At 58.6% G+C, this 25,241-nt stretch carries 24 protein-coding genes; 3 read left to right on the top strand and 21 right to left on the bottom strand.

Translation table 11 applies throughout. The features are described from left to right. Positions 1-374: 374 nt before the first annotated feature. The 9 genes from AB4Y31_RS29880 to AB4Y31_RS29840 form a co-directional block, all read right to left on the bottom strand. Positions 375-983, bottom strand: a complete 609-nt coding sequence (locus AB4Y31_RS29880; RefSeq protein ID WP_368677169.1) for a hypothetical protein — start codon at positions 981-983, stop codon at positions 375-377. A gap of 20 nt (positions 984-1,003) precedes the next feature. Beyond that, entirely contained in the window at positions 1,004-1,519 is a 516-nt protein-coding gene (locus tag AB4Y31_RS29875; RefSeq protein ID WP_368677168.1) for a hypothetical protein, read from the bottom strand. Continuing rightward, positions 1,516-2,748 carry a hypothetical protein gene (locus tag AB4Y31_RS29870; protein WP_368677167.1) on the bottom strand — a complete coding sequence of 411 codons (1,233 nt, stop codon included), beginning with the start codon at positions 2,746-2,748 and terminating at the stop codon, positions 1,516-1,518. The genes AB4Y31_RS29875 and AB4Y31_RS29870 overlap by 4 nt, the downstream gene beginning before the upstream one ends. A gap of 154 nt (positions 2,749-2,902) precedes the next feature. After that, entirely contained in the window at positions 2,903-3,343 is a 441-nt protein-coding gene (locus tag AB4Y31_RS29865; protein WP_368677166.1) for a YcbK family protein, read from the bottom strand. Positions 3,344-3,438: 95 nt separating this feature from the next. Beyond that, positions 3,439-6,330 (bottom strand): TraM recognition domain-containing protein, encoded by a 2,892-nt coding sequence (locus AB4Y31_RS29860; protein WP_368677165.1) that lies wholly within the window; start codon positions 6,328-6,330, stop codon positions 3,439-3,441. A gap of 36 nt (positions 6,331-6,366) precedes the next feature. Next, a complete protein-coding gene (locus AB4Y31_RS29855) occupies positions 6,367-7,398 on the bottom strand; it encodes a thioredoxin fold domain-containing protein (protein ID WP_368677164.1) in 1,032 nt (343 codons plus the stop codon). Beyond that, positions 7,382-8,416 (bottom strand): conjugal transfer protein TrbA, encoded by a 1,035-nt coding sequence (locus AB4Y31_RS29850; protein WP_368677163.1) that lies wholly within the window; start codon positions 8,414-8,416, stop codon positions 7,382-7,384. The genes AB4Y31_RS29855 and AB4Y31_RS29850 overlap by 17 nt, the downstream gene beginning before the upstream one ends. 65 nt (positions 8,417-8,481) lie before the next feature. Continuing rightward, positions 8,482-8,907, bottom strand: coding sequence for a lytic transglycosylase domain-containing protein (locus tag AB4Y31_RS29845; RefSeq protein ID WP_368677162.1), 426 nt, complete (start codon positions 8,905-8,907; stop codon positions 8,482-8,484). A 2-nt stretch (positions 8,908-8,909) separates the two neighbouring features. Then, entirely contained in the window at positions 8,910-9,326 is a 417-nt protein-coding gene (locus AB4Y31_RS29840; protein WP_368677161.1) for a hypothetical protein, read from the bottom strand. Positions 9,327-9,515: 189 nt separating this feature from the next. On the opposite strand from AB4Y31_RS29840, the gene AB4Y31_RS29835 reads away from it, so the two are divergent. The 3 genes from AB4Y31_RS29835 to AB4Y31_RS29825 all read left to right on the top strand — a co-directional run bounded on the left by AB4Y31_RS29835 (position 9,516) and on the right by AB4Y31_RS29825 (position 12,341). After that, the gene (locus AB4Y31_RS29835) at positions 9,516-9,713 is read left to right on the top strand and encodes a hypothetical protein (protein WP_368677160.1); all 198 of its coding nucleotides are present in this window, start codon (positions 9,516-9,518) and stop codon (positions 9,711-9,713) included. Positions 9,714-9,984: 271 nt separating this feature from the next. Next, positions 9,985-10,902: a replication protein RepA gene (locus AB4Y31_RS29830; RefSeq protein WP_368677159.1), complete on the top strand. Its 918-nt coding sequence runs from the start codon at positions 9,985-9,987 to the stop codon at positions 10,900-10,902. A 1,184-nt stretch (positions 10,903-12,086) separates the two neighbouring features. Then, positions 12,087-12,341, top strand: coding sequence for a hypothetical protein (locus AB4Y31_RS29825; RefSeq protein ID WP_368677158.1), 255 nt, complete (start codon positions 12,087-12,089; stop codon positions 12,339-12,341). 71 nt (positions 12,342-12,412) lie between these two features. On the opposite strand, the gene AB4Y31_RS29820 is transcribed toward AB4Y31_RS29825, so the two are convergent. From AB4Y31_RS29820 to AB4Y31_RS29765, 12 genes are all read right to left on the bottom strand, one after another. Beyond that, positions 12,413-14,626, bottom strand: a complete 2,214-nt coding sequence (locus AB4Y31_RS29820; protein ID WP_368677157.1) for a DotA/TraY family protein — start codon at positions 14,624-14,626, stop codon at positions 12,413-12,415. A 57-nt stretch (positions 14,627-14,683) separates the two neighbouring features. After that, complete coding sequence (locus tag AB4Y31_RS29815; protein ID WP_368677156.1) at positions 14,684-15,202, bottom strand: hypothetical protein; 519 nt, start codon at positions 15,200-15,202, stop codon at positions 14,684-14,686. Then, on the bottom strand, positions 15,199-18,255 hold the full coding sequence (locus AB4Y31_RS29810) for a hypothetical protein (RefSeq protein ID WP_368677155.1): 3,057 nt from the start codon (positions 18,253-18,255) through the stop codon (positions 15,199-15,201). Before AB4Y31_RS29810 ends, AB4Y31_RS29815 begins: the two co-directional genes overlap by 4 nt. After that, positions 18,252-18,506, bottom strand: coding sequence for a hypothetical protein (locus tag AB4Y31_RS29805; RefSeq protein WP_368677154.1), 255 nt, complete (start codon positions 18,504-18,506; stop codon positions 18,252-18,254). The genes AB4Y31_RS29810 and AB4Y31_RS29805 overlap by 4 nt, the downstream gene beginning before the upstream one ends. Continuing rightward, the gene (locus tag AB4Y31_RS29800) at positions 18,490-19,773 is read right to left on the bottom strand and encodes a hypothetical protein (protein ID WP_368677153.1); all 1,284 of its coding nucleotides are present in this window, start codon (positions 19,771-19,773) and stop codon (positions 18,490-18,492) included. The genes AB4Y31_RS29805 and AB4Y31_RS29800 overlap by 17 nt, the downstream gene beginning before the upstream one ends. Next, positions 19,748-20,533: an HNH endonuclease gene (locus AB4Y31_RS29795; protein ID WP_368677152.1), complete on the bottom strand. Its 786-nt coding sequence runs from the start codon at positions 20,531-20,533 to the stop codon at positions 19,748-19,750. Before AB4Y31_RS29795 ends, AB4Y31_RS29800 begins: the two co-directional genes overlap by 26 nt. A 25-nt stretch (positions 20,534-20,558) precedes the next feature. Beyond that, complete coding sequence (locus AB4Y31_RS29790) at positions 20,559-21,104, bottom strand: hypothetical protein (RefSeq protein WP_368677151.1); 546 nt, start codon at positions 21,102-21,104, stop codon at positions 20,559-20,561. A 19-nt stretch (positions 21,105-21,123) separates the two neighbouring features. Next, on the bottom strand, positions 21,124-21,648 hold the full coding sequence (gene traQ / locus AB4Y31_RS29785; protein WP_368677150.1) for a conjugal transfer protein TraQ: 525 nt from the start codon (positions 21,646-21,648) through the stop codon (positions 21,124-21,126). Further along, entirely contained in the window at positions 21,648-22,709 is a 1,062-nt protein-coding gene (locus AB4Y31_RS29780; protein WP_368677149.1) for a hypothetical protein, read from the bottom strand. Before AB4Y31_RS29780 ends, traQ begins: the two co-directional genes overlap by 1 nt. A gap of 67 nt (positions 22,710-22,776) precedes the next feature. Beyond that, on the bottom strand, positions 22,777-23,910 hold the full coding sequence (locus AB4Y31_RS29775) for a DotG/IcmE/VirB10 family protein (protein ID WP_368677148.1): 1,134 nt from the start codon (positions 23,908-23,910) through the stop codon (positions 22,777-22,779). A 2-nt stretch (positions 23,911-23,912) separates the two neighbouring features. Beyond that, positions 23,913-24,734, bottom strand: coding sequence for a DotH/IcmK family type IV secretion protein (locus AB4Y31_RS29770; RefSeq protein WP_368677147.1), 822 nt, complete (start codon positions 24,732-24,734; stop codon positions 23,913-23,915). A 244-nt stretch (positions 24,735-24,978) separates the two neighbouring features. Further along, entirely contained in the window at positions 24,979-25,239 is a 261-nt protein-coding gene (locus AB4Y31_RS29765; RefSeq protein ID WP_368677146.1) for a hypothetical protein, read from the bottom strand. Positions 25,240-25,241: the final 2 nt, after the last annotated feature.

Genomic DNA, 25,241 nt, shown 5'->3' with positions numbered 1-25,241 from the left:
CGATATGTTCGACTCTCGCTGATGCGAACGTGGAACGCGGACCACTCCGTTTCGGCGAGAAGTGTTTGCAGTTCGGTTTCAGTACCATCGAAGTACACGCTGACGATCCCCGACGTAACACGATTTATCTGCACACCGGGCAGAGTCCGCAACTGATCGAGCAGATCATCGGGAACAGAGGTCCGAAGACCGGAGCACAACAAGCAGAACTTTTTCATCCTCATCTCCAATGAGCACCATGCCCACACTCAGACATGGCAACGACATCGGAAAACCGGCAACGCGGTTACAAGTTTCTTTGCGCCGACGCCCAAAATAGAAAAGCCCCGCGCATCGCTTGATGCCGGGGCTTTGGGAGGCGTTACCGTGCTGCGCTACAGAACGACTTCGATATCCGGGTGGAAACGCGCGGACGCCTGTTCGATGTGAGAGTAGCCCACACGGAATGAGGTCGCCGTCAACGGACGGTCGCTGTATGCGGTAATCACAGGATGCGTTACCACATTGATGTGCGAGAACGTCTTCAACTTCAGCAGCCGGGGCAGCAAGTCCGGCCGCCGAGCAACGAAGTCGGTCGGCCGGGACCAGTCGTATGTATTCTCGGCTGATTCCCCTTCGTCTTCCTTGACCCACTTCTTCCAGTGCGCAGCGATCTCGGCAATCAGGCTTTTGGAAACCCGGAACAGATTGAGCACGTCATGCTCTGACACGAGTTCGGGCGGCAGCACCTTGGGATAGATCGGTTGCGTAAACCCGACCAGAAGGTCGATGACTATCATTTCAAGTCGCTTTGCATCGGCGTACTGGCGAGCGTACATCATGCCATCGAGGCGCTGATGCCCCGACAGGCCCGTCGTATAGCCACGTATCGATCGAGACAGCGGCAATGTTACTTCCTGAACGCTGATGCGTGCAGGCACGCTGCCGGGCTTATAGAAGAGCACCACTGTCACGTCGATACCAGGGCGCTTCGTTTTTATCATCACCCCTCCCCTAACTTTCTTTAGCTCTCACGACGCCACGACCCTCGCGATAGTGGGTCGCGAACGCCCGCGCGTTCCGCAACCTCCATCGCAACGCTTTCGAGCACGTTTCGCTTCTTCTTGCCCGACTCCGTGTGCAAGCGGTCCAGCGCCTCCAAGAGGCGTTCAACCGGCTTGCTCACGTTTCCCTGTCCATTTACCCACCGGTACACCGCTGCGGCCTCACGGCCAGTGGCTCCGGCAAAGCACTTCTTGTCCTTCGGGTTGTCCGGATCGTAGCCAAGACTGACCATGCGCTGCCTGATATCGATTACTCGCGTGATCGGCATCGTTTCAGGATGTCGCTCGTACAGAGTGAGAAGCGCACAAACAGTTGCGTCATCAACCTCTTTGTCCGGTCTCTTCTGAAGCTCTGCCCACGTTGCACGCTGCAAACCAAGCAGTTCGCACGCCGCGCTGATGGTCAGGCCGTATTTGGTCCGCCACTTTTCGAGATCAAGTGAACGGATCGGTCCTTCCTTTAATTTTTGACTCATGGTTTCGGCGCAGGCTTGGAAGCCCTGTCTTTCTTGAAGAAGTCGCCCAGGTCATCCCCGTGTGCGTCCGCTTCCAATTCAAATTCCGATTCGTCACTCAGTGCAGCGTCAACGACGACAGACTGCGCGATTTCCTGCGCTGCCTCCCGCTCGATAACACCCTGCTCAATAAGCAGATCGACCGCTCCTGCAACAGCGGGTGACAAAGGTTGGCCTTCCATCGGCGTGTAGTCCGCAGGCACGTTCGAATCCGACGACTGACGGTAGTCAGCCATCGAAACGACATTGGCCGATGGAGGCGAAGATGTGGCCGGCGAGGCGGTCTCAGGCATTGTGTCGGCCGGCTGAGCCGCCACCGCTTCCGCCTTGAACAGGAATTCCGTGTCGAGACCTTGCGCCGCGACCACGACCGCGAGTTCCTCGCGGGTGTACGCTCCGGCTTCCATTGCGCGAGTGCAGATCGTGCCGCGCGCTTTGGCGAGCGCCGCGAGCGCCGTCTCCAGCCGCTTCAACTCGGCAACATGCCCCCGGATTTCACTGTTGGGATCTACGCGATCTGCGATTGCACCGCCACCGTTCTCGAGATCGGCCCGGAACAGCGTCAAGGCCGTTTCCTTATCGATGCCGTATTCGTTCGCAAACGGCTCGATCATTTCCTCGATCTGGCGACGAAGCTCTACGCGAACCTCCCGCATCTGGCGTGTGTCGCCAAAGTTCTGCTGCAAGAGCACGCGAAATGCCTGGCGACGACCAAGCTCAGGCATCGCAAGAGCCGCCTTCAGAGAATTCGGAAGCGTATCGCCGACCGCCACGTTGACCATCTCATCGATGGTCTGCCGGACACGATCCAGACTGGATTCAGGCAATCCGTCGATCACGAGTTCCTGATCTGTCTCGGACATCGCCGGCGACGACTGACCACCCTGCGGCGATACGGCGAAGCCATCTGGACGACTATTGTCTGCCACCGACGAGGCGAAGAACTTGGAGGGGAGGATTGCCCGGCATAAGCGGGCGAAGAACTGCCTGATTGCGGCAATCAGGCGCAGAAACAGACCGTCATCGTCGGAAGCCACGCCAGGCGCGGCTTGCGCCCTAGCGGACAGTGCCGCCTTGTTGACGTGGAGTGCTCCACCCACGAGGGTTGTGATCGGTTTCTGGCTGAAAAATGACGGTGCCGAGGTTGCGCCGCCAGGAATTGGACCTTGTCCCGCAACACTGGAAACCATACGGTACTCCGTTGTGGATTATGTATCGCATTGATTATACGCATCTAAAGGTGCGTTGCACATAATCCGTAAGGAGGTAATTTCCCGCAACAATTCGTCAGACGCGTGTGTGCGCGAGCGCACGAAGGAGCGGGAGCGTTTGCGACCCAATACCCTAGTAGGCCCGCCAGAATTTGACGTCCCCACGCGTGTCGATGTGCGTGAAGTCGCGCAAGTAGATGCCAACACCCCCTTGACGACAGAGACAGGCGAGCCTACCAAGATATTCGCCCGAGACCGAGGGGGAACTGAAATCAATGGCGCGGAACCTCATGCTCAAGTCCGGCAGATGCTGCGAGTCCAACTTACCTTCGTAGCGTTTATTGGTTGCCTTGGTTCTCAAGCCGGAATGAATGTCAAACCGAGCATGCGTTCCATATGCTGCGAGCCACGCCTGCATCCACGACCACAACTGTAGCAGCGACCAGACCGGGGCACCGACCACACCGGCATCCACGTCGCGCAGCATCCACGAGATCGCACGGAATCCCTCTTCGGTTGAATAATCGACCGTTACCTCTTCCTTCCCTCGACGGACCCATAGCAGCGTCGGCACGCCCTGGCCTGCCTGTACGCTCGCCCTCGCGGGCGAAACCAATGGAGCCAGTGTCGCAGCCGCAGCGAACGCCTTGCAAAAGTCCCTTCGACCGATCATCCCTTCACCCTGTTTGCCGACCGACTGATCGTTGCCTCGATGTCGCTGAACATGTTATCCAGATCCGCTTCGGACATCTCGTCCACCGGCTTCGTCCACTTCAGTTGAGCGGAGATCTCGGCCTCGGTGGTCTTCATGGATTCCACCGGGTTTTCGCTGCCGAGAGCCTCTTCGATCTTCACCAACGTTTCGGCCGTTTTCTCGGTGAACCCGATCACAACCTCTTTTGCTTGCCGTTCGCCGACGTTCGCCGCCAGCGCCGAATCCAGATCTGCAACCACCTCCTCCGCAAACGCACCGGCAGGCGGTTGCTCGGCCGCGTGCGTCACCGGTTCGCTCGCCGTCGAATCGGCCACCGTAGAAGCGTCCGCAGCACCATCGACCTCGGGCGACTGGAAGCGCCGCAAGAAGGCATCCAGATCGTCGTCCGCTGCCGGCGCACCACCCATCGGATCGACAGCCGGTTCAATCTTCTTCGAACCGGCCGACGTATCGATCCGCGCCGGCGAGACCGCCTGGGCAGCGTCGTAATCGGGCGGCACAAACGCAGAGGGATCAGCCTGCTTCGCTTCGGACGGTGCCTCGGTAAATTGGCGGACGAGATCTTCGAACGATTCGCCTTCCTTCGCCTTTTCCTGCAATGGCGGATCGTGATAGACCGGATTGCGCGCACCATCCTGCAACGCTGAATCTCCCGCAGCAGGGCGAGCGAAGGCCATCGGTGCGTCTTCTTCACCTTGCACATCCATCGGCGGCGCATCATCAAGCGTCGATGGATCGACCTCGATCGGCTCCCAATATCGCCCTGCCTCGTCCGCCTTGTGCTTGCGCATTGCTGCGACGGCAGCAACGTAATACGCGATACCGCGATTGACTGCGGTTTCGTTCGGATTGTGGGCCTCGATTGCGCGGTAGGTATCGAGCAAAGCATCAACAACCGGATCGATCGTTCCAATGTAGGTAGGCGCTCGCCCGAGCCGGATCTTTTTCATGATCCGGTCGATCGTGGTAAAGCGAGCGTCCGCCTGGTCAATGGGCTTCAGTTTATCGGTCAGATCCTCTCGCTTCGGGCGGTCCACCTGAAGGAAGCGGTTGAGGCGGAAAGGCAGATCCGAGAATTTGGTTGAATGGAACCACGTGAAGCTGCGTGCGCGCGTCACCTGGTCCTTGAAGATCAGGACGCCCTGCATCTCCTTGAGCGCCTTCAACTCCTGCAATTCGATGCGATCGCGCCGCTGGATAGAACCGGTAAGGTTCTGCCTATAGCTAGTAGAAGTGAAGTTGTTCACTGACCCCTCGTAGGAGCCAGTCTCGACGGTAATCGCCTGCCCGGCGACCTTCTTGAAGACATCGAGCGTCTTGTCGGGATCTTCAAGTGCCAACGTGTACTTGATCTTCGTGTTGGCGATCATCGAATCGACTTCTTCCTTATTCTCTCCCTTTGCCATCGCAGCAATATCCTGCCCTGCCGCGATCATCATGAAGCCCAGGCTTCGGGCCTGCGCGAACATGAGCGCAATGCCTTCCGCGAAGTAGTAGCCAAGCTCGTCCATCGTAATGATGTACGGTGCCGGAGACTTCGTGGCTTTCGTGTCGATGATGTCCTTGTATGTTCCTTCGAGCTTGTGCCCGAGGTTCATCGCCATCATCAACCGGATGCTCGACACAACGAGCTTGCCGAGGTTTGCTGCCTCTTGAGACGACTTCTCCAGCGTCGGAATCATGACCACGAGAATGCGCCGGTTCAGCAGCACATCCATCATGTCCACTTCGGAATACTTGTCCTTGAAGATGTACCCGTAGGTGTCCATCAACATCGACAGCGTGCGGGCATACTGGCCGGTCAGGTATCCGTGCTGGTCCCATACCGTCTGGTCCCACTTGTCAGGCTTGTCCGCCTGATCCGGTTTGAAACCCGGCAACCCGGTTTCCAGATAAGCCTTAATCGGCAGGAAAGCAAACTCGGGAATCTCTCCTTTCTTGCCCTTCAGGTACAGTTTCACCAGATTCGGGAGCGCAAGGTACTCTCGGATCACCCCGATCGAAAGCGTGATGTTGCCAACCGCGCGCTCGTAGCACAGCGTCCGAATGAGCGCGTCCATCATGTTGACGGCCTTCTGCTGCCACTGCGCACCATCGCCGCTCGCCTTGGGCAGAAGCGAAGACGAAAGCTGTGACAGAAAGTCCGGCCCACCCTCAAACCATGGATTCGTGCCGTTCGAAGTCTTCTCGGTGGATTTCTTCTTCTTGTACGGGTCCGCTCCGCCCGTCATGAAGTTCAAGACGAGGTAGTCATCCTCGCGCCCGACGCGGCGACACAACGACCAGACTGCGGCGTGCAGACTCGAATCAGCCTTGCCGTCAGAATAGAAAAAGCCCGACCCCCACGCGAGGGCATTGAAACACAGGCTGAGCAAGGTGACCGTTTTGCCCGAGCCGGTGGTTCCCATCAACAGCATATGGGTCCGGGCGTCCGAGTTGGTCACCCATAGCTCTTTGAGATGTTCGGCCCTGTCGATCGAGCGCTGGTTTCCGATGTAGAGGATGCCGTCCGCCTCGTTCCGCTCGACAATCTCACCCTTTCCTTTCGGGTTCGGCTTCTCGACATCCAGCGAAGGATCGATACCACCCAAGTCCTTTGGGTAGCGCATTGGCATCTCGTGCCGCTGCCACGAGAACCAAATCTGCAAGAGCACCATGAAGATGGTGATCGGCAACCAGACGAAGGCCAGAACGCACGCCAACACCGCCATCGAGATCTGGAAGCGCGCATAGGTGCGCGGGTGCGTCAACGATCCGCCAACACGTTCGAGGAACGTGCGCGGATCTAGTGTGATACGCCGTTGCGATAACTCCTGGCGTTGCGAGGTGCCGTATTGTTGTGCCATGCGCCGGTCGATTCGTGTCGGGTGTTCGCGCGGGTTTTACTTCTCGGCAGCTTGCAGACGGATCATCTTGGCCGGTGCCCCTTCCGGGAAGATGAATCCGGTCCCGCTGACAACACGCGGCGTCGAGTTGAAGCCGAGTCGCTCGAACTGCTGCATGTTCGCCTTTACGCCGGTATAGCCAGCGAGACAATCGCTGCCGTCCGGGAACACAACTCCACCAAGCGCGCTGACCCATGCGCCTTGCTGATCCTTGGCGCACAGTGCGTCAGCCGCCGCCTTGCCGTGGTCGTCTCCCTGATATGCAACCGGCAGCACGTAGACGGAAAAGTCCTTTGCCAGATCGGTGATATGCGACTCGAACTGCTTGCAGGCCGGACAGTTCGGGTCCGAATACACATACAGCGTCTTTTCAGGCGGCTGGTTGTCCAATCCGAAGTGAATCGACGCCATCTGCGAGACGGCGGCCACGCCCCCCGACTGCTTTGTATCTGCAACAGGCGCAGGCGCACTCGCCGCGAGCGGCAGCAGTTGCGACATCGCCTGTTGCGAGGTGTTCTGGTTCGCCTGCGTGCCACCCATTGTTCCTGCCGCACGCATGATTGCGTTCAGCGCTTCCAGCGAACCGTTGTGCGAATCGAGGTAGCGCACCATCGCCATCCCTACGGCCAGCACAATAAACGGCACGCCGACATATCTCAGGAGGGTTCGCCAGGCACGTTTGCGCCGCTCGTTCACGACGTATCGGCGCAGCGAACGATGAACCATCGACCATGCCGCCTCCGCATCGTCCTTTGTATGAAAACGCTCCAGGATCACGATCTTTTCGTCCCCGGAAGCTTCGCTGACGAACGTCAGTGCATGCATCGCATCGCTATCTTCGCCATCCTTCGGTTGCGCCGACGACACCATGAAAGCGCCTGTGGCCGCCGCATCACCGCTCGCATACCGGGTCCGCGAAACCGCCTTGATGAAGCCGGTCTGCATGAACGACATAAACACCGTTCCGTCCGGTTCAACCAACACGCAATCCTTCGGCACCGGAGCGCTTCTCTCAAGACTTAGCTTCATTTGGATTCCTCAGTGTGAATTCGTTTTTCGTCGGCGCGTCGAGGATGCCTGTCTCTTCGAGGTACTGCTGAAGACCCTTTATCGCATCATCAACGTGCGGCTCGGTGAGCACGCAGTTGTTGTCCCACGCTACTTCTTCAGCCTGCATCTGGTTGAAGACTCCGGCCGACTCCATGAATGGCACTTTTCGGCCAGCAGTGTTCAACGGATACCAGAGGGCGCGGTCCAGGGGCTTCAGCCAAATGAAGTTTGACGACGGTAGAACGCCCATCTGCCTGGACTCGATAAGCAAGGCCATTAGAAGCGTCCTTGGATACGGATGCTTCATAAGCCATTTCTTCGCCGGCTTCGCACACGCGCAACGCGCGAACGCTTCTCGCGCCAAAGCGAAATTCGGCCTCGATTTCACGTTGATCGCGCTGTAATTGAGCGCATCAATCAATGCCTGCGAAGCCTTCGTGTCTTTGAAAAAGACGCGCAGTCCGAAGATTGCGAATAGCGCTTTCTCGTGCGCTTTCAGCTTCCCGAGCGATGTAACCGGCTTCCCTAGCTGCCTCACCAAAAGATCTCTGGTCCGATCGATCTCCAGCCGCTCGTTGACGATCAATCCGTGCTCTGCGACCCACTCCTCGGGATGCATTGAAGAGGCCCATTCAGGCGATGGGTCATCCGTCAGATCGCGCAGAAGAATCGGCGCGACTGCGGAAAAAGATTTGCTCTGCACTTCGAGCAGGGACTGAACTGTATGGACGCGCGTTGCCAGAACGATCGGATGCCGCAGCGCCTTCCATGCGATCCACGCGCTCATTCCGATCGGTATCACCACATAAAACGCGCCGATCTGCCACCCGAGGATGAAGACCTCCTTGAACGTCATCACCCGCGCGTAGCGAAAATAGAGAACCAGCCGTCCTTTTAGCTCGTCGGCCGTCCCCGAAAGGTACGAAACCGGCAAGACTTCATATGCCTTCCAGATCAGCAGCTTTTGCGTGATCACCTCGTGCTTGAGATGCCACATCAGCACCGTCGCGCATCCTATGATGATGGCCGACAGGATGAAGAGCGGGGCAGAACTGCGGTTGCTTACCTGATCTGGCATCCGAACCTCTCCGCTTCAGCAGCGACTTTTCTCACGTACCGGTTGTGCTCGCCCGGCGTCCGGCTGTGGTAGTTGCCGACGCCCGTCCAGAAGTCACCGGACGCATTGATCTCGTAGCGGATGATGTAGGCGGCACCATTCACGGCAAGGCACGCGTTGTCGGCGAACTGCGTCGCAGAAATGCCGAAGTTCCGCTGGAAATAGTTGGTCCACACGGTGTTGATCTGCGTCACACCATAGTCTTTCGTGCCGTTCCGGTTCGCACGCACGAGACCGGGACTGAGAGCGCCGGACGACTCCGTTTCGTGGACAGCGCGCAGAATGCAGGAGGGAACGGCGTACTTCTGCTCGGCCTGAACTACGCACGCCTCAAACGATTGTTCCTGCACGGGGAAAGGGATGTACGGCATCGCTATTGCCTCGCTTCGATTTCGGCAATGCATGCGAGCACGTTCTCGATCTTCTCGGGGCTGAAGATCATGGCGTACTCACCGCCCTTGCGAATCAGATCGAGCCGTTGATTTGCTTCCGGCAGCGTCTCGATGTGATGTGGCCACTTCAGTTCGATCTCTACTGCTACCGGAATCGCTTCGCTAAACGGGACCAACCGGAAAAAGGTATTCAGTTGCGCGTGACACGCTTCCATCTGGTCGCGATCCATCGCCCTGACAATCTCGACCATACGAACAGCCGCCGACCGGACAGCCTTGCTCGGCTTTGCCGTGTCATAACCATGTGCATCATCAATTCGACGCGCGACCATCCGGCCGACCTCGGAAGTGATCAGGTCGATCAGATCGCTGCGCGGGTTTCCAAGGCCACGGACCATTGTGCTAGGATCGGTTTTGGTGATTGCGTATGATATCGACGATACGCAATCACGTCAATTTTTTGCCTACCAGTCAAGGAGGTTCTGGTGAATGCCCCAATCAAACCCAAGCTGAAGCCTCGTCCAGCCGAGCCAGCCAATACTCCATCGACACCGATCGTCAGGCCGTCCGCAGTTGCTCGAGTCGCTGTGTCCGAACTGGAAAGCGGCGAAACGGAAGGGCTGAATCACCTCGCCACGCTCGGCGGCCTTGGACTCCTTGCCGAGATTGCCCATGCGGGCGAGCACATTGCCGGTTCATCCCGAACCGTCGTGGCCGACACGACCACACAGGCGATCGACCCGCGCGACAAGATCGACCCTCGCAAGCGCTTCATTCCCCGCTAAGTCGCGAAGCCCTGCCTCTTCCCTGCCCTCGTTCCCGAAAAACAACACGCAATACAACGGCCGCGCTCGGAGGCGCGGCCCAATCGGCGCGGGCGTTCGCGCCGTCCTTTAGGCCGGTTTCCCGAACTCGGCCCCTGTGACCTTCCCCTTGTCACTTGGCTATTCATATTCGTTTGACGTATGATCTTCCTTGACATAATGGATCGTATTTCGTAGATTACGTATCGTTGTATCTATACAGAATCTCTGAGCCGCCTCGGGAGCATTGCTCATGTCCGAAACCACTTCACTCGCACGTCAAAGCGTCAATCGCAGCGCCAAGATCATCGACACGTCCACGGAGATCCTCTCCGCAGAACCACGGGACGACGAAAAAGCTTTCGGCGCAAAGTGCCTGGTCTCGGCTTCGCTCCCGTATCGCAATCCCAAGCCCGAGCAGCTTACTAACGGCGCATGGGTTCGCAAGAACGGCGACTACACCCTCTGGATTCAGGGCGACCCTCTCAAGGGCATCCCCTTCGGCACGTACCCGCGCCTGTTTGTTATCTGGCTGACTTCGGAGGCCGTTCGGACAGGCAGCCGACGCATCAGCACAGGTGGAAACTTCGCAGAGTTCTGCCGCAAACTGAATATCGACCGCAGCAGGGGGAAGAACGGGGCCGGCCGCCGACTCATCGACCAGGCAGACCGCCTTCTCAACGCGCGCGCGGCGTTCATCACCGGCGACTTGGACACGGCGAGGATGAAGAAGACGGACCTCCTGCAATTCGCCGAAGATTTCACGCTGTTTTTCGATCAAAACGAGAACGAACGTCAGGATTCGCTTTTCCAGAGCGAGATCACCCTCACCGAGAAGTTTTTCCACGAGATCACCGCTCATTGCATACCGCTGGACCTGCGTGCCGTCCTTGCGCTACAGCAATCGCCTCTCGAACTGGATATCTACCAGTGGCTCGCCTATCGGATGTTCTCGCTGAGAAACGCCTCCCGCCCGACGTGGCAGCAACTCTACAATCAGTTCGGTTCGAGCTACGGGCGACTGCGCGACTTCCGCGCAGATTTCCTCAAGGCGCTCAACTCGGTCAAGGCTGTCTACCCACGACTCAATGTGGACTACAGCGATAGCGGTCTCGTTCTCCTTCCGTCTCCCACCCCGGTCGCGCCCCGCCTCGAAGTCGTCAACGGCTGATTCTCCGGTCAGGCTGTGAGGTTATTTGGTCGCGCCTTGCGCGACTCGTGCCCCATTGTCCGTCTTTTCCGCAGCGCTTCTCGCGCGAGAGCGGGCACTTACCTCCCCTTCCCCCTCCCCACCGCAAGCAAGCACTCACCTCGTTCCGATGAGGTTATTTGGTCGCGCCCATCCCGCATAAGACCAATGACGCAGAATCGACGCACTTTCGACGCACCCGCACTTACCGCGCCATTCGCTGTTTTGAGGTTATCTGGTCGCGCTTTGGCGTCCGGTTTCGAGGTTATTTGGTCGCGCCAGGCGCCGTGAGGTTATTTGGTCGCGCTGGCTTGAGGTTATTTGGTCGCGCAGCAATACTCGCGGGTTATCTGGTCGCGCCTGGGGTGATTTGGTCGCGCTTGAGGTTATCTGGTCGCTCCCTCGCCCGAGGCGGTTCGAGGTTATCTGGTCGCGCGTGTTGCTGTGGATAAACTCTGTGGATAGTCCGATTTATGCAGGGTTATTTGGTCGCGAGATTTAGAGTTATCCGAGGTTAATTAGTCGCGCATCCGGGGTGAACTGGTCGCGGGTATGAGGTTAATTGGTCGCGCCCATGAGGTTAATTGGTCGCGCCAGTTGTTCGCAATCCCTTGCCCGTATTGGGTTTCCGGTGTCCCCAAGTAGTTTACGCCTTTAGGTTTACCCTGTCGGTTTACAAGTATTTATTTCTATTCAACTAATAAGGAGCAGTTTTCCGTGAATAACTCAGTGGTCTGCTGGCCTATGGATTTGTGGACAGCCCTGCTTCGCAGGGTTCCCGCCTAACCGCTACGCGGTTCCCTGTTGACAAGGATGGACAACCCTGTGGGTTGCCCACCCCTTGCCAACAGGTCGGCGGCTGCCCACAAGTCCACAGGCTTCGACTACGAATGAGATAGAAAACCTTGAACACCGATCGCTTGATGACACGAGGGGGCGACTTGAGCGAGCCAACAAAACGGGCTGCATGCCGATGCGGGCGGTCTCTGAATGGCAATGAGCGTCCGACGCCCTCCGAAGCCCGCCTGAGCCGTTCTACGCAGCGTATGGGCGATACGCAACAGCGTGAATTGCTGCGATTTGCTAAATTGGATGTTGCGAGGTCCGAAAATCTTGCGCTATAGTTCAAACCAAGCCGGTTGTTCGGCGCATCGCAGGAGCGAAAAATGGACGCAGTGATTTTTGGTCGGGCACAGGCGGCGCATCGCAGCGCAGAGCAGTGGAAAGCCTACGCCGAAAACCTTGAGCGTCAGCTTCGCATCAGCCAGGCGAACGCGGCCGGATTGGAGGCGTTGAAAGACGCGGCCATCAAGGAACTCGCCCGCGTGGACCCGCGTAACTACCTACTCGTGCAGCAGAACCGTCAACGGATCTTCGACGGTGGTTTCAACCCCGTCGCGAACGGCAAGCGCGCGGCGTAAGCGTCTAGCCCGTTAAGAAGTGAAAAAAGCCCGCTCGCGCGGGCTTTTCGCTTTCTGGCAAGGCGCGAGCGTTACACCTCCATCTTGCCAACAGGCGCAGTGCTTGCCGGTCCAGCAGGCGTGCCCGGCCCGCCTCCGCCGAGCGACGTTCCAAGCCCGCGAGCATTGCTGCCGCCGTGCCCAACGCCCGTACCGAAGAGCCGGTTCACACGATCCTCCAGTTCCGGCATACGCGACGCCATCTGGCCGCCGACCCAAGAGAACACCTGGTCGGGAACGATGTGAATCAGGCTGAACGTGCTGTTGCACAACGTCTGACACATACCGACATAGAGCACGATATAGCCGATGATGCTCACGAGGCCCGTCGTGGAATCATATTGAGCGTTCTGCATTGCAACGCCGAACATCGTGTTCAGCAGTGTGCCAAGCACGACGATGCCGGCTCCTGCGAGGACGAAGCCGATCTCCATGAATACCGGCCGGAACATGACGTTGAGCAGAAAGATATAGCCGTGCGTCGGCCGCTGGCCCATACCCTCCCCTTCACCGTCGAGGTGCGTCATCGCCCAAAGCGGCGACGCAACCATCGACTCGCCGACGACGGCGTACCACGACAAAACGCCGCTGAACCAGATGATGAACGGAAGCATCGGAATGTAGATCGACAGCATCGCGCCGAAGAAGAACAACGTGATGCACATGATCACGACAAACGGAGCCAATGCATCGAGGACGCCCTTTGCTGCGCCCTTGGCGGCACCGAGCATGCCGCCTGTCGCCACGTCGCCGACCACGCCTATCAGCTTTCCAACATTGGAGTCCGAAGCACCCTCCAGACCCTTCCAGACGGCATACGCACCGAGCGCAGTCCAACCAGCGTCGAGGATATAGTCGCCGAGGTTCTTCATGCCGATGAGCGGATTTGTCGAGCCTGCCGGACCTTGCCCGGAATTCAGATTGATAGCCATCTGGACGATCTGCTGACCAGGGAAGATCTTCGAGAGGAAGTTCTTCGGGTCCGTCGTCCCGGTCGTCAGGTTGCTCACCAGGCTTTGCGTGGTTGAAGTCGAGGCGTCCTGTTGATTCTGCTGCGCATACGTCGCGCTGACCTTCCGGTATAGCTGCGGGTACGGCATGTTGTCGGCGTCGGTGCCTGGCACAGCGGCGGCCGTCGCGTTCGCGAGCGTCGTCACCTGCGAGTTCGCCTGCGCAAAAGTCTGATACCACGCGCCCATCATGATCCAGCCGTCGCGTTGAAGGTTCGACTGGATCACACTCGCGAGTCCGCTGATTGCTGTCGAGGAATTGGATATCGCCTGCGAAATCGTAGCCTGGTACTGGAGCGCGGCCTGATTGATAGTGTTCTGCGGATCTGCCGGCTGAGTCTGCCCGTTCACGGATGACACGTAAGCTTGCGCAGCGGCAGACAACGTGGACTGGAGCGTGCTCAATGCGCTCTGATGTGCGCTGAGCATCTGCGAGTAGATCGACCCAGGGTCGAGCGAATAGACGGCCATGCCGTCATACGATGGCAGCGTCGGCGGTTGTGTAATGTCGATCTCTGCTCCGCCGCACGAAAGGCCGCGTTGGTTCATGAGCACGACCTTGTTGCTCGTCGTGATCGCGGTGAAATTCTCGGCCGGATCGACGGACACGCCGCTGTCGTTCGGCATATTGGCGATCGCCGTGTTAGCCGCCTGCGCGCACAGGTTCGCTTCGAAGAGAGCCTTCGCCAGTGTGGTGGCCTGCGGCGAGGCTGGCGTCGCGATCATCGATCCACCGCTGTTGAGCACTGAAACTGCCGCGTCGAGCGAAAGGTTCGCAATGCCCACGCCGAGCATCGTTCCCCACAGCATCACCATCTGCGCGCCGCAATACCCGCCGAAGATCGGCACCAGTCCTGTGAAGCCGACGCCCAGGCGGATGATGAACCAGGGCGAGGACTTCTTTTGTCCCATGAACTCACCGTCCTGCCCGGTCGCGATCATTGCGGAGCCAAAGTGATACATGGCCCAAATCGCACCGACCGCGAGCATGCACGAATTCAGCACAAGGAAAAGTTGCGCAATCATGCCGCCCGACCCACCACCGGCCGCAAGCGGGTTGTGTACCACCGACCCGTAGACCAGTTCCAGCAGCGACATCGACTTGTCGCCACTGCGGTTTGCCGCGTTCTGAATGTCGCCCATGGAAACCGACGACTGAGCAGACGCGGCCATCGAGATCAAAAATAGGCCGAACGCTGCCGCTCTTGACCCCCACCTTCTCGTAAATGGCTTCATTGGTCTTCCTCTTGTGTATCGATACAACGATACGAATATATCAGGACATGAGATTGCCTAGAAAAGGCGGGGATTCAAAATCCGCTTTAGCACGCCGCGCGTGGAAAAAAACTTGCGGAAGCTGCCAAGCGGTTCGTCGGGTGCGACTTTGCCGGTTTCCATCTGCCAAAGGCGGTGCTCGTACTTGATGGCGAGCATCAGGCAGAACACCACAAACAACCCGCCGAGGAACGTGCCAAAGTAGTTCCCTCCGACCGTGCTGCCAAAAAGGAATGCCGCCGAAACGGTTGCAACGGCCAGGAAGAAGCGCTTGTGCCTAACGCTGGACAGTTCGATCGCCTCGAGCGGGAGCGACTCGGGCGTCCGCTTGGCAAGCGCCTCGTTGTACGTTACGACGCGTGGATCTCGGCGTTGCTCTGCCAGTTGCCGGTTCCGATCGGCGAGGGTCTTCGCTCCCAACTGGACGTTCTTCTTCAGCGATGCCGCTGCCTTGTAGATCGGGTAGCCGGGTATGAGCGATAACAGTCCGAAACGGACGACCTTCCCTGCCCGGCTACGTTGTCTCGGATTGCTCATGCTGCACGCTCCGTCGTTTGTGTGTCGAGGTGGTACTTCACGATCAGTTCGTTGGCTACGGTGTCGATGATGTTGTCGTCATCCTTAGCGCCTTGTTCTGCCTGACGTGCTTCCATGTACTGCGCTGCACTTCCGCTCGGAAATTCCTTGGCAAGGATCTTCCGCGCGAGCGCGGGCGGCATGCGCTTATAGAGCCGTCGCCGCAGTCCAACGTCCTTCGCCGTGGTCGAAAAAGCCCACAACTCGATCGCACCAGGTGCGTTGTGCAGCACCTGCGTGACGACTCCCGTCTTCGTTTGGTGCCAGGCGAGGAACTTGCCCGCACCGCGCACGTCGCGCTGCAACGCCGCGATCGCAGAGTCCGACAGGCCGAACATGTCCTTCGCCTCTTTGCGAGACTTCTGACTGCCAGCGTTCATGATGTAGACTGAGAAAGCCGATTCGGTGATGGATTCCCCGTCAGTCTCGAAGTCGCCCATGAACTGAGAAGCGAGCGACACACGGATGCCGTGCTTGCGGCCTTCACGGCGATCGAGCGAAAGCAGACGCCGAATCGATTTCTTCCCCGCCGTCCGGTGAAGCTCGTCCATGCACATCGCCTTCATCTCGTCCTTGATGTCTTCGTACTTCTGCTTGTGCGCCTCGTGATAGATCGAAGGGGCAAGCTCGGAAATGTCCTCCGGCAAGTAGTATTGCCGCGCTGCGATCTGTCGCGCGAAGACATACATGATCTCTGCCCTTCGTTCACCGGTCTCGCCCGAACCTCGTGTCACCTCTTCCAGATCGAGTGCCACCACGCGGGATTGATCGCTCAATTCGAATCGAGTGTGCGACGCGATGATCGGGAAGTCACGGAGCGCCGTGGTAATGACCATTTGCATGGCGTCGAGCAGATCCATTCCGTTTTCGACCTTCGCCTTTGAATCCTCCTTCGGCGAAAAGATGGAACGCACGCTCTCCGCTCCGAGTGCTTCGATAACGTCAGAAAGAACCGGGACGGCGAATCGTTGGGCCAGCCGCGCTTCACGCGTTTTGCCTGCAACGGTCAACGCATCGGTCACATTCCACCACGACGTGTATTCATCGTGACTGAAACCTATCGCTTCGAGCGCAGCATCGACTTCCGTGTCGATCGTCGGTTCATAACGCTTCTCGGAACCGGCAGAACCATATTTCTGATACACCTCATCCACGAGCATGCCGGCCAGTTCCGGTGCGTTCGCGTAAGGCTCTTTCTTGCCGACCGGAGTCGCGAGCGCGGTCAGCAACGACACCAGGTATTCGCGATCCATCTCAGTCGGGAATCGGCAACCCGGCAACGTGTCAAACGGGTTGATCGCGAACTCGGCGTTGTTCCTGAGTCGAATGTAGATGGCTTCATGCTTGCGGTCCTCTGGCAACGCATTTTGCAGAAGCTCGATGAGACCACTCGAACTCACGCCCACGTCGATGATGGTGATCAGCGGCAGGCGGCGCAGGCCGGGCGACAGGATCGCGCCGAGATTCAGCGTGTTGAGCCAAACGGACTTGCCCGACCCCATGATTGCCCAAATCAGATCAATCCATGCGGTCTGCAACGACGAGTTCGGCTGGAACGGATACACCTTTCCGTCGAGGGTTCGAAGCAGGATCGATCCACCCGCATACCACGGCGATGCCGCACGTTGAATAGGCAACAGCCGAACGATGTCCGACAAAGGCGGGATCAGCTTGGGCGCGATCGACTTGTCGGAAAAGCCCGGAATGGTCGATGCGAGACCTTGGATAGGATCGCCGGTATCCGTGCTGATCTGCGCGACGCCCCAACCTTGCATGGCACTAACCAGCGCCGACAGCCGGTCTTCGCACGTCTTCTTGTCCGGCCCCCATGTCGAGGCGGTGATCCGAACCGTGACGATGCATTCGTTGTTTTGACGAGCCTGCTCGATCGCGTCGAACGAACGCTTGATAGCCTTGTTCGTGTTGCCCAGGAACCCGATGACGCTAACCATTACGTTCTTGAACTTGTTCGCTTCGAGGCCACCCGGCTCAATCGCGAACTTGATTCGCCAGGGAATGTCTTTCCCCACGCGATTGAACAACATCATGAAGTCGTGGATCTCTTGCGGGCCGACTTCCATGTATGCCGAGCCGTGGTACTCGCCGTTGATGTATGCGAAGTCGCCGTCGGTGTACATCTTGCCGGAGCACATCTGCTCCTGAAGCTTCGGCAAGTAGTAGCCGCTTGCGGAACCGTTGCGGAGATTCCGAGGCGTGAACTTGTCGCCGGGCAGCACCGGCTTCCATTTGTGATCCGTGCGGCGGCGATCATACGATTGACGGATCGCTCGCGCTGCTTCATGCGTTGAGAGTCTTTCGACGTGAAGCTTCGCATGCAAAAAGTCGCGCTCCATCGCATCGACAAACGTCTCGTGCCGATGCAGCAGTCCCTTCAGGATGGCGGTCACGGACTGCGCCTCAAGCATCGGTTGCACCTTGTTTTCCTTGATGCGCAGCTTGTGCGTCTCCATCTCTCGCTTCAGTTCGTCGGGAGCCATTGAGGACAGGTGCGTGTAAAGCATCACGTAACAGGACTCATGCGAGCACAACGCGGCCACGCGATCGCACCGGTCATCGAGCATGTCCTTCAGGTCTAGGCCGACACGATCGCACGTGTCATAGGCCGGTTGCATCAGGTTCTTCACTTTCGAGCGGATCATGTCCGGGTCGCGCTCGAAAGTGATCTCGACCGAATGCCCCGCTTTCTGGAAGTACGAGGTCATCGCCCGGCGCAGATCGTCTGTGATCTGTTCGAACTCGGCGTCACCAACCACGTCCATCGAACCCGTCAGTTCGAAGACCGTCAGCATCGCGCATTGGCGCGTGATGAGAATGTAAGGGCGCGCCCCTTTCGGGTCCATCGCTGCCATCTGCTTTGCGCGTTGGTCGTCAGGGTCGAGTCCAATCGCCGTTTCAAGCTGACAGTACGACGGAAGATCTGCGCCGAGTGCGTGGCTCGATATCCACGCGATGAGCGACTCAACGTTGTCCAGAATGTTCGATACGATGGTCATGGATTCGATCTCCGACGCATGATTTCATTACGCATGGTGTGAACTGCTTTCGTTTCGGTTAGAACCCTCGCGATATCGGGATCAGCGGTTGCCGATTTGCTGATCACCATCGTCGCGTGCATCGCTCGATCGGACATTGGCAACTCGGCGATCTTGTCCAGCGCGAGCAAGTCTCCTGATCGAATCGCTGCGGCGCACATCACCTCGGCCAGCAGCGCGAAGTCAAGAGGCGCGTTATCCGGTGGCTGCATGAACGTCGTCCTCCTGGATGATTCGGTTGAAATTCGGGCAGACCACCTGATTCTCGACGGCAAATTCCAAGGCGTGCAAAAGCTCCGACCGGAGAAGCCGGACGCGCACTGCCCCGGCAGAGTAGCCAGTGACGGTAAAGCCATGGTCGAGGGCCTTCTTCGCGAGCGAAAAGCACAACGCGCGATCAGCCGCTCGAAGCCATACGGCTCGCGGAGTCAGCGACTTCTTTCTTGTGAGACGGTGGTATTCATCGCTCGCGAGCGAAACCCAATGATTCTCCGCAAGGAGACCAGCGGAGTAAGACAGTTCCATCAACGGATCTTCCGTCAACGTCTGTGGAAGCGCCGTCCGCTCGTGCAGCGCCTTGTACTCGGCGGATCGAAACACGGACTTGATTTCGATCGGCGCAAAACGAGACAACCAGATGAGTTCAGGGTGCGATACCCATTCGCGCAGGACCATGCGGGATGCAACCTTCTGTCCGAATGCGGCCAGCGCAGCGTATTCGGAGTCCGCGCGCGTCATATCCATTACCACCTCAGCAAGGATTGGCGTGTCGTGTTTCAGACAGAAGGCCAGGCGCTCGCGTTGGCCGGTAGGCAGTTTTACTTCGGGTATGTGCTCCCACGCATCGTCAGGAATCGGGCAGGAAAGCACCTTCTTTGCATGAGCCAACCTGTTCATGCGCAGCGTCAGGAACACGGAATTCGGCACGAAGTCCGCGCGCGTGATCGCCGAATCGGTCTGGTACGCGGCACGCAATGCGCGTTCGAGCGCCGGATTGTTCGACGGGTACGTGTCACGCGGAAAGCGCGACTTGATGTTTTCGTGAAGCGAGTCCGCGTTAGCGATCTCGCCGGGCTTCCATTCGTAGCTCGCAGCCGTGAGCTTGAATACGCGCGATGCGACCTCGGACAGAACTGGAGCCGCATCGACGGCGTGTGCTCCTGCCAATTCGTATCCAAGATCGGCAGCGATCTGGTGGACTTGCGTGCGAAGAAAGGTATTACCGCGCAGGTTGTGGACGTTCCGATGGCCGAGCGTGATGAACTGTCCGTAATCGGCGTTCGTGATCCAGATAACGTTGTTTGCAAGGTCGGACGGCTGCCGCACGTGCGTCGGCCTCGAACCGTTGACGGATGCGTGCCCCGAGGTGCATTCCTTCGGGTTGTCGTACAGCATGATGCCGATATCGGGGCAGGCGACAGCAGTGTCTTTTGGGTCCGAGGTCGCGAGAGCACTACCTTGCTGCTCGTGCGCGCTCATGAATTTGACCCCACATCTTTAGAGGAAGTGACTTGTAGCTCTCTTCGATCCACTGACCGATGTACTCCATAAAGCGGACAGGTCGGTACAGCAGTGCCATTCCAGCGAAAGCACTCACACGCTTTTCGAGATCCTCGTCATGAAGCCGCAGTAGTGCGTTCCCGAAGTCCGAAGGGTTCGCACTACCCCATTCCGAGGCGATCAGTTCGGCACGACTGGCGAGGTGTTGCAAGAGCGCGCGCGCGTCGGACTTCTCCTGCTCGCTTCCCATCTCCAGTACCACGGCGATCGTGCGCTGAAGATGATTGACCTCAGCCTGCGGCAAGCCTTCGAGGTTGATGAAGACGCCTTGTCGCTGACTCCCCACCTGACCGATGTGTTGTGTGCCGTGGCACAGCGGATCTGCAATTTCGAGGTTTTCGTCGCGGTTGTCGGCGTGATTATCGTTACAGTGGTGGACTTCCGTGTGCTTCGAACGAAAGCCACAGAAAACACACTTGTTGCCGCCCTTCACCAGAACGGCCGGGCGCTTCTTCTTGTATTCGGCGTTTGCCGACTCCATACCTTCGTCGTCCTGTCGCCAGATCTTCCGCTTGACGGAAAACACAATGTCCTTGTAGCGACGGGTGACGAAGTTTGCCCCGAGATTGGGATCGGGAGCGGCCATGCCTTGCGTTGCTTCCTCCCACGAGACTCCGGCATTGCGCACCGCATCCTCGTCAAGCGTGGCGTACTTACGCGAGTCGATTGGCGTGTTCATGATGTGGGTCTCGTGGGAGGGGGTATTACAGGCCGCCCGGCAGCTTGTTCATGCTGCTTGCGCCGCCGCCCATGGATTCAGCGGCCGAATCCATGATGTAGCCAACCATGCCGAGGGCTGGTCCGCCGAGGCCGTAGCCAAAAATCGAGCCGTTCGTCACCTGTTGGTCACCCTTCGATTTCTTGATGCCGTTGTTGATGCCGACGCCGGTACTCGTGATGCCGAGACCGTAGCAGCCATACACAATCGCGTCGTAGACCGAACCCATATCGTTCTTCAGCGCGGTCGCGATACCGCCGATCGAGGTCGCATCAGCGGGTGCCGCGAACAGCAGGCTCGTTCCGATGAGCGAAGCGAGCGCCGTGAATGCGAGGCGCGCATTCGAGAGCCGCAGGCGCTGAGGCAAGAGGTAGTGCCACGTGAGTGCGATCGCGATCGCAGCAATCGAAATGGCGAGCGGCAGATTCGTGAATGACAGGCGGCCCATGAAAACGGACACGAGAACGCCTGCAAGAACGATATTGGGATGCGTCAGTGCGTAGAGGTGAAGACGCGCGAGTAGTCGTTTCATTGGTGTTGCTCCATTGCGGTTAAGAGGTTAAGCCGATCGTTGCCTTGAAAGCATCCAGTGTGGCGGTGATGTTCACGAGAGCCGCACCGCCAAGGATGTGAATAAAACCTTTCCATGCGTAGTCTTCGTACCCTCCTCCCCCGCCTCCGTTCGAGGCCCTTCGCAACATCGTCCATCCCTTCAGTCCATACCACCAACCGAAGGTAGAGATAATTGTCAGCACGGCATTGACAGCAGGCGCGAACGCTCCAGCGGCGGACGCTCCTGAGTAGGAGACCAAGCCATAGGTCGCGTCACTCTCGCCCATCGATTCAAGCGTGCTGTTCATTGCGCCTGAGAAGTGAACGATCAGTGCTCCGATAAAGAACGCGGCAAAAATACTTTGGCCTGAAATGTCGGCACCCGGCGATGCCGATTTGCGCATCGCGTCTGCTATGGCTTTGCTGCAATAGAAAATGCCGATACCGACAGCGACCGTCTGCGCGAGCGCCTGGAACGCAATGATGTCCTGGGCAATGTTGACGACGATCGTTGTCAGGTCCATTACTGAATGACTCCGGCAGTCGTGTAAATCTTGTAGTTGTCCGCATCGATCCGAGTGACTTCGGCCGCGCCGATCTTGTCGCCCACCGATACGACGGTTTGCTTCCCGCTTCCCTCGTCAACGATCCAGCCTTGGCCGGGGATTACCTGCTTGATGTGATAGCCAAGCTGGATCTCGATGCCGCCGTGCTTGCGCTTGCCCGTATGACGCGTGCGCGCGGGTGCCTTTTTCGAAGGCGCGTCAGTTGCCGCGTCCGCATCGTCGGATGCGCTGGAGTCGGACTGCGCGACGGTCACAGCGGCCGTGCCCGTCGCGCCGCGCGAGCCACGATGCGCCAACGCGTTGCGCGCTTCCTTCAGTTCGCGCTTGAGCTTGCGGATCTCGGCATCCTTCGCATCCGGCGCTGTAGCAGCGGTAGACGATGCCGTTGTCGTGACGGAACTCGCTTCATTCAGAATGCCCCCTGCCACGCCGCTCGATACCCCGGACGCGGGCGTCGCTGCGGTCGCAACTGGCGATGAAGCGGCTGTGGGAACCGTGGTGTTCGCGCTCGCGGCCGGCGATGATGCCCCCATGTCGAGCGGCAGGCCATTGGCCTGCCCGCTCGGCGTGCTGGTAGCCATGGAATTGGGCGCGACGGTCGGAACGGGACCGGTCGGCATGCCCGTATTCGCTTGTGACGGCAGCGGAGTTACGCTGCCTTGCGAAGCATCCGGCACAGCCCCTTGCGGTGGCAGAGCCGAGGTGGGCGACGCCGATGCCGTGTTGGGAGATGACGGAATCATTCCACCGGTATCGGCCGGAAGAGCGGTAACAGGCGCATTGGTGAACTGCGTGTTCGGTTTCGCCTTGAAAAAGTGCTTGTAGCCGAACATGACCGCAATCACGAGCACTGCGCCGCCTACCATCAACACGGGCGTGGGAATCGAGCGTTTTTTCTTCGGCTCGGTATCGAAGGTGTCGATGTCGGCAGCTTCGTCGGTGGCATGGTCCGCGACATGGGGATGCTCATCGACCACCTGCTCATCCAAGTTGGCCGAGAAATGATCGTGTTCGCTCATATGGTCGCTCGTTGTGAAATACGTATCAAATCAATTATACGTAAATTATCGGACATTGAAATGACGACTATTGGATGATCACGTCCTGCTTGAATAGGATCAGGATCGGCGTGTTCATCTGCACGCGTCCGGTAATCGCCGGAATGGCGGAGACTTCCTGCTGAATGACGCCCTGCATCCCTTGAATGCCGCCCGAAACGCCAGCGCCAATGAGTTGTTTGCTGGACGGGTTGGGGTTGTTGACCTGCGTAACACCGCCAATCGCGTTCTGAGTCACGGTTGCTCCCGCGTTGTTGTACACACTCCCTGCCGCGCCGAGCGCGCCAAGAACGCCCGGAATCAGCACGCGCTCCGGTATGTGATGGTCGATGTCTGCGGGAAGTGCATTGCTAAGCGTGTGGTCATTGAGAGCAACTGCGTTGACTGCCACGGTCCTGCCCTGGCACGTCATAGTCGTGAAAGACGCGCTGACACTCTCGTTCGTCAGTTTGCCCGTACCGCGCAGTTCTGAACCCTTGCAAGGGCCTTGGTCGAGGATCGCCAGAACGTCCGAGGGCGCACCCGTGTCGATGCCGTTTTCGAGGTGCGCATAGTACTTCTCGCTGTCCTTGATCACAGGCGTCTTCGTTTGCACCACGGCCGAGGGCGCGCTCGCTGCATCTCGTTGTGCTGCTGTCGCAGCCTGCTCCGCTTGCTTCTGCAAACCGAGCACTTCTTGCGATTGCGGCGGGTTGTCCCATTGATTCGCCAGGATCTGGACTTGCTGGCTTACGCCCGGAGACGGCGCGGGCAGCGGAGGAAGCTGCTGTGTTTGCGCTTGCGGCGACTGCGGAGAGCCGCCCGGATGCTGATAATCGATCCGCTCGGGAGGCGTGTTGTTGTTCCGTTGCTGAAGCTGTTGCTCCAGTTGGTTATTGTCCGAAAGCGCGGGCACGAATGTGCTCCCTGTCTTCTGCGCTTTCGCCAACTCCTCCTGATTCTGCCGATTGAGTGCCTGCGTGTAGTGAGGCGACTCCTGCGAGGGCGTGCCGCCCTGCGAATCAACAGTCGGAATGTCAAATTGCGCCGCCTGATCCTTGCGGTGTTTCATGGCGACGATAGCGACCCCCGTGCAGACGACGGCCAAGACGAAGATTCCGCCAATGAACTTTGCGTTGCGCAAGAAGCCGGGGTGCAGCTTTCGAGAACCATTGCCGGCCATCGTTACTCCAGATCAAGAATGATGTTGCGGGTTGCGCCGTTGGCGCTGACAGTGACGACAGGCGTCTGCGGGATCTCGTAGACGTGCGTGCCATCAGCGGCCGTCAGAATTCCATAGTAGGCGGGGTTGTTCAGCGAAAGACTGGTGCGCAGCACGATGCGATCGCCGATTGCCCACGCCTTCATGTCGGAAGACGCGTTCTCGATGCGAATAGGTTTCGCGCCAGGCGTTTCCACACCATCCAGCAGGGACTGCATGTAGTCCCTGGGCAGATCGATCGCAGCCGTTCCGTGAACGGGCGCGATCGCGTTCGGGCCACGGCGAGGAATGCGCACGTCGAGACGGTAATCGGTCTCCTTCTGCCCGGCGATCATCTTTACGACTACGGGAAACGGGAGATCCTTCAGGAAAACCGCCACGTCGCCTTCAACGTAGTCGCCGTCAGCAGTGATCGTGATCGATGGAATCGACGGAACAGGCTTCAATACCTCGAAGCGACCCTTCGCCATGTTGTTCACTTCAACGATGTCCCACGGCGCGCCAGTGCTATCGATGAAGTTTACCGTCGCACCAAGGTTGCTCACGCGCACGATCGGCGGCGGCGCACCCGGCGAGAGATCCACCGTAATCGATGACGAGACAGGCTTTGAGGGCGTTCTCGCACTGGTGGCCGCAGCGCGCTTCGCCTGATCGATACGCTTTCGCAGGGCCTTGATCTGGTCGCCAGTCAAGGGCGACATCGTGTTGACGGCCGCGTCATAGTTGACGGTCGCTTGATCGACCAGAGGCGGAAGCGGTCTCGGGGCATTGGGGTCCGAATACACGTTCCCTCCCGCGTTTGGGGCCGCACCTGCTGCGCCTGCCGGATACGAGGACTGACCGGTCGGGGGCTGCCCTGCTGCGCCGGAATTGTTGGGTTTCTGGCCAGCTACGCCTGCCCCATACGGGGACTGCCCTGCTGCGCCTACCGCATTCGTCTGCGTCATTTGTGCGCTTGCAAGTTGCGCTGCGCCGACAAGCGCGAGCAAGCACATGGACCTCGTGAGTGCGCTCGTCATCGATTTCGCCTCAGAACGGATTGCCGGTTACCGCCGCGAGCATCTTCCGGTAGTCCATGATGCCCGTGAGCCAATCCTGCGCGCGGCGATTCGGAGCCGTGCGCCACATTTCTTCGAGTTCGGCGCGGGCAGCAATGAAAGGATCGAGCAGGTCGAACACCTGATGCCACTCGGTGCCCTCGACACTTGCCAGCGGGTGAATGCCTTCCTTTTCCTGCGAATCCTGAGCAATGTCGATTGCCGTGGGTAGGGGTTTGAAGCCGTCAGTCATTC

This window comes from Trinickia sp. EG282A (assembly GCF_040965455.1).
GTDB classification, from domain to species: domain Bacteria; phylum Pseudomonadota; class Gammaproteobacteria; order Burkholderiales; family Burkholderiaceae; genus Trinickia; species Trinickia symbiotica.
The sequence above is the reverse complement of the archived record's forward strand: the minus strand, read 5'-3'. Positions and strand labels throughout refer to the sequence as shown.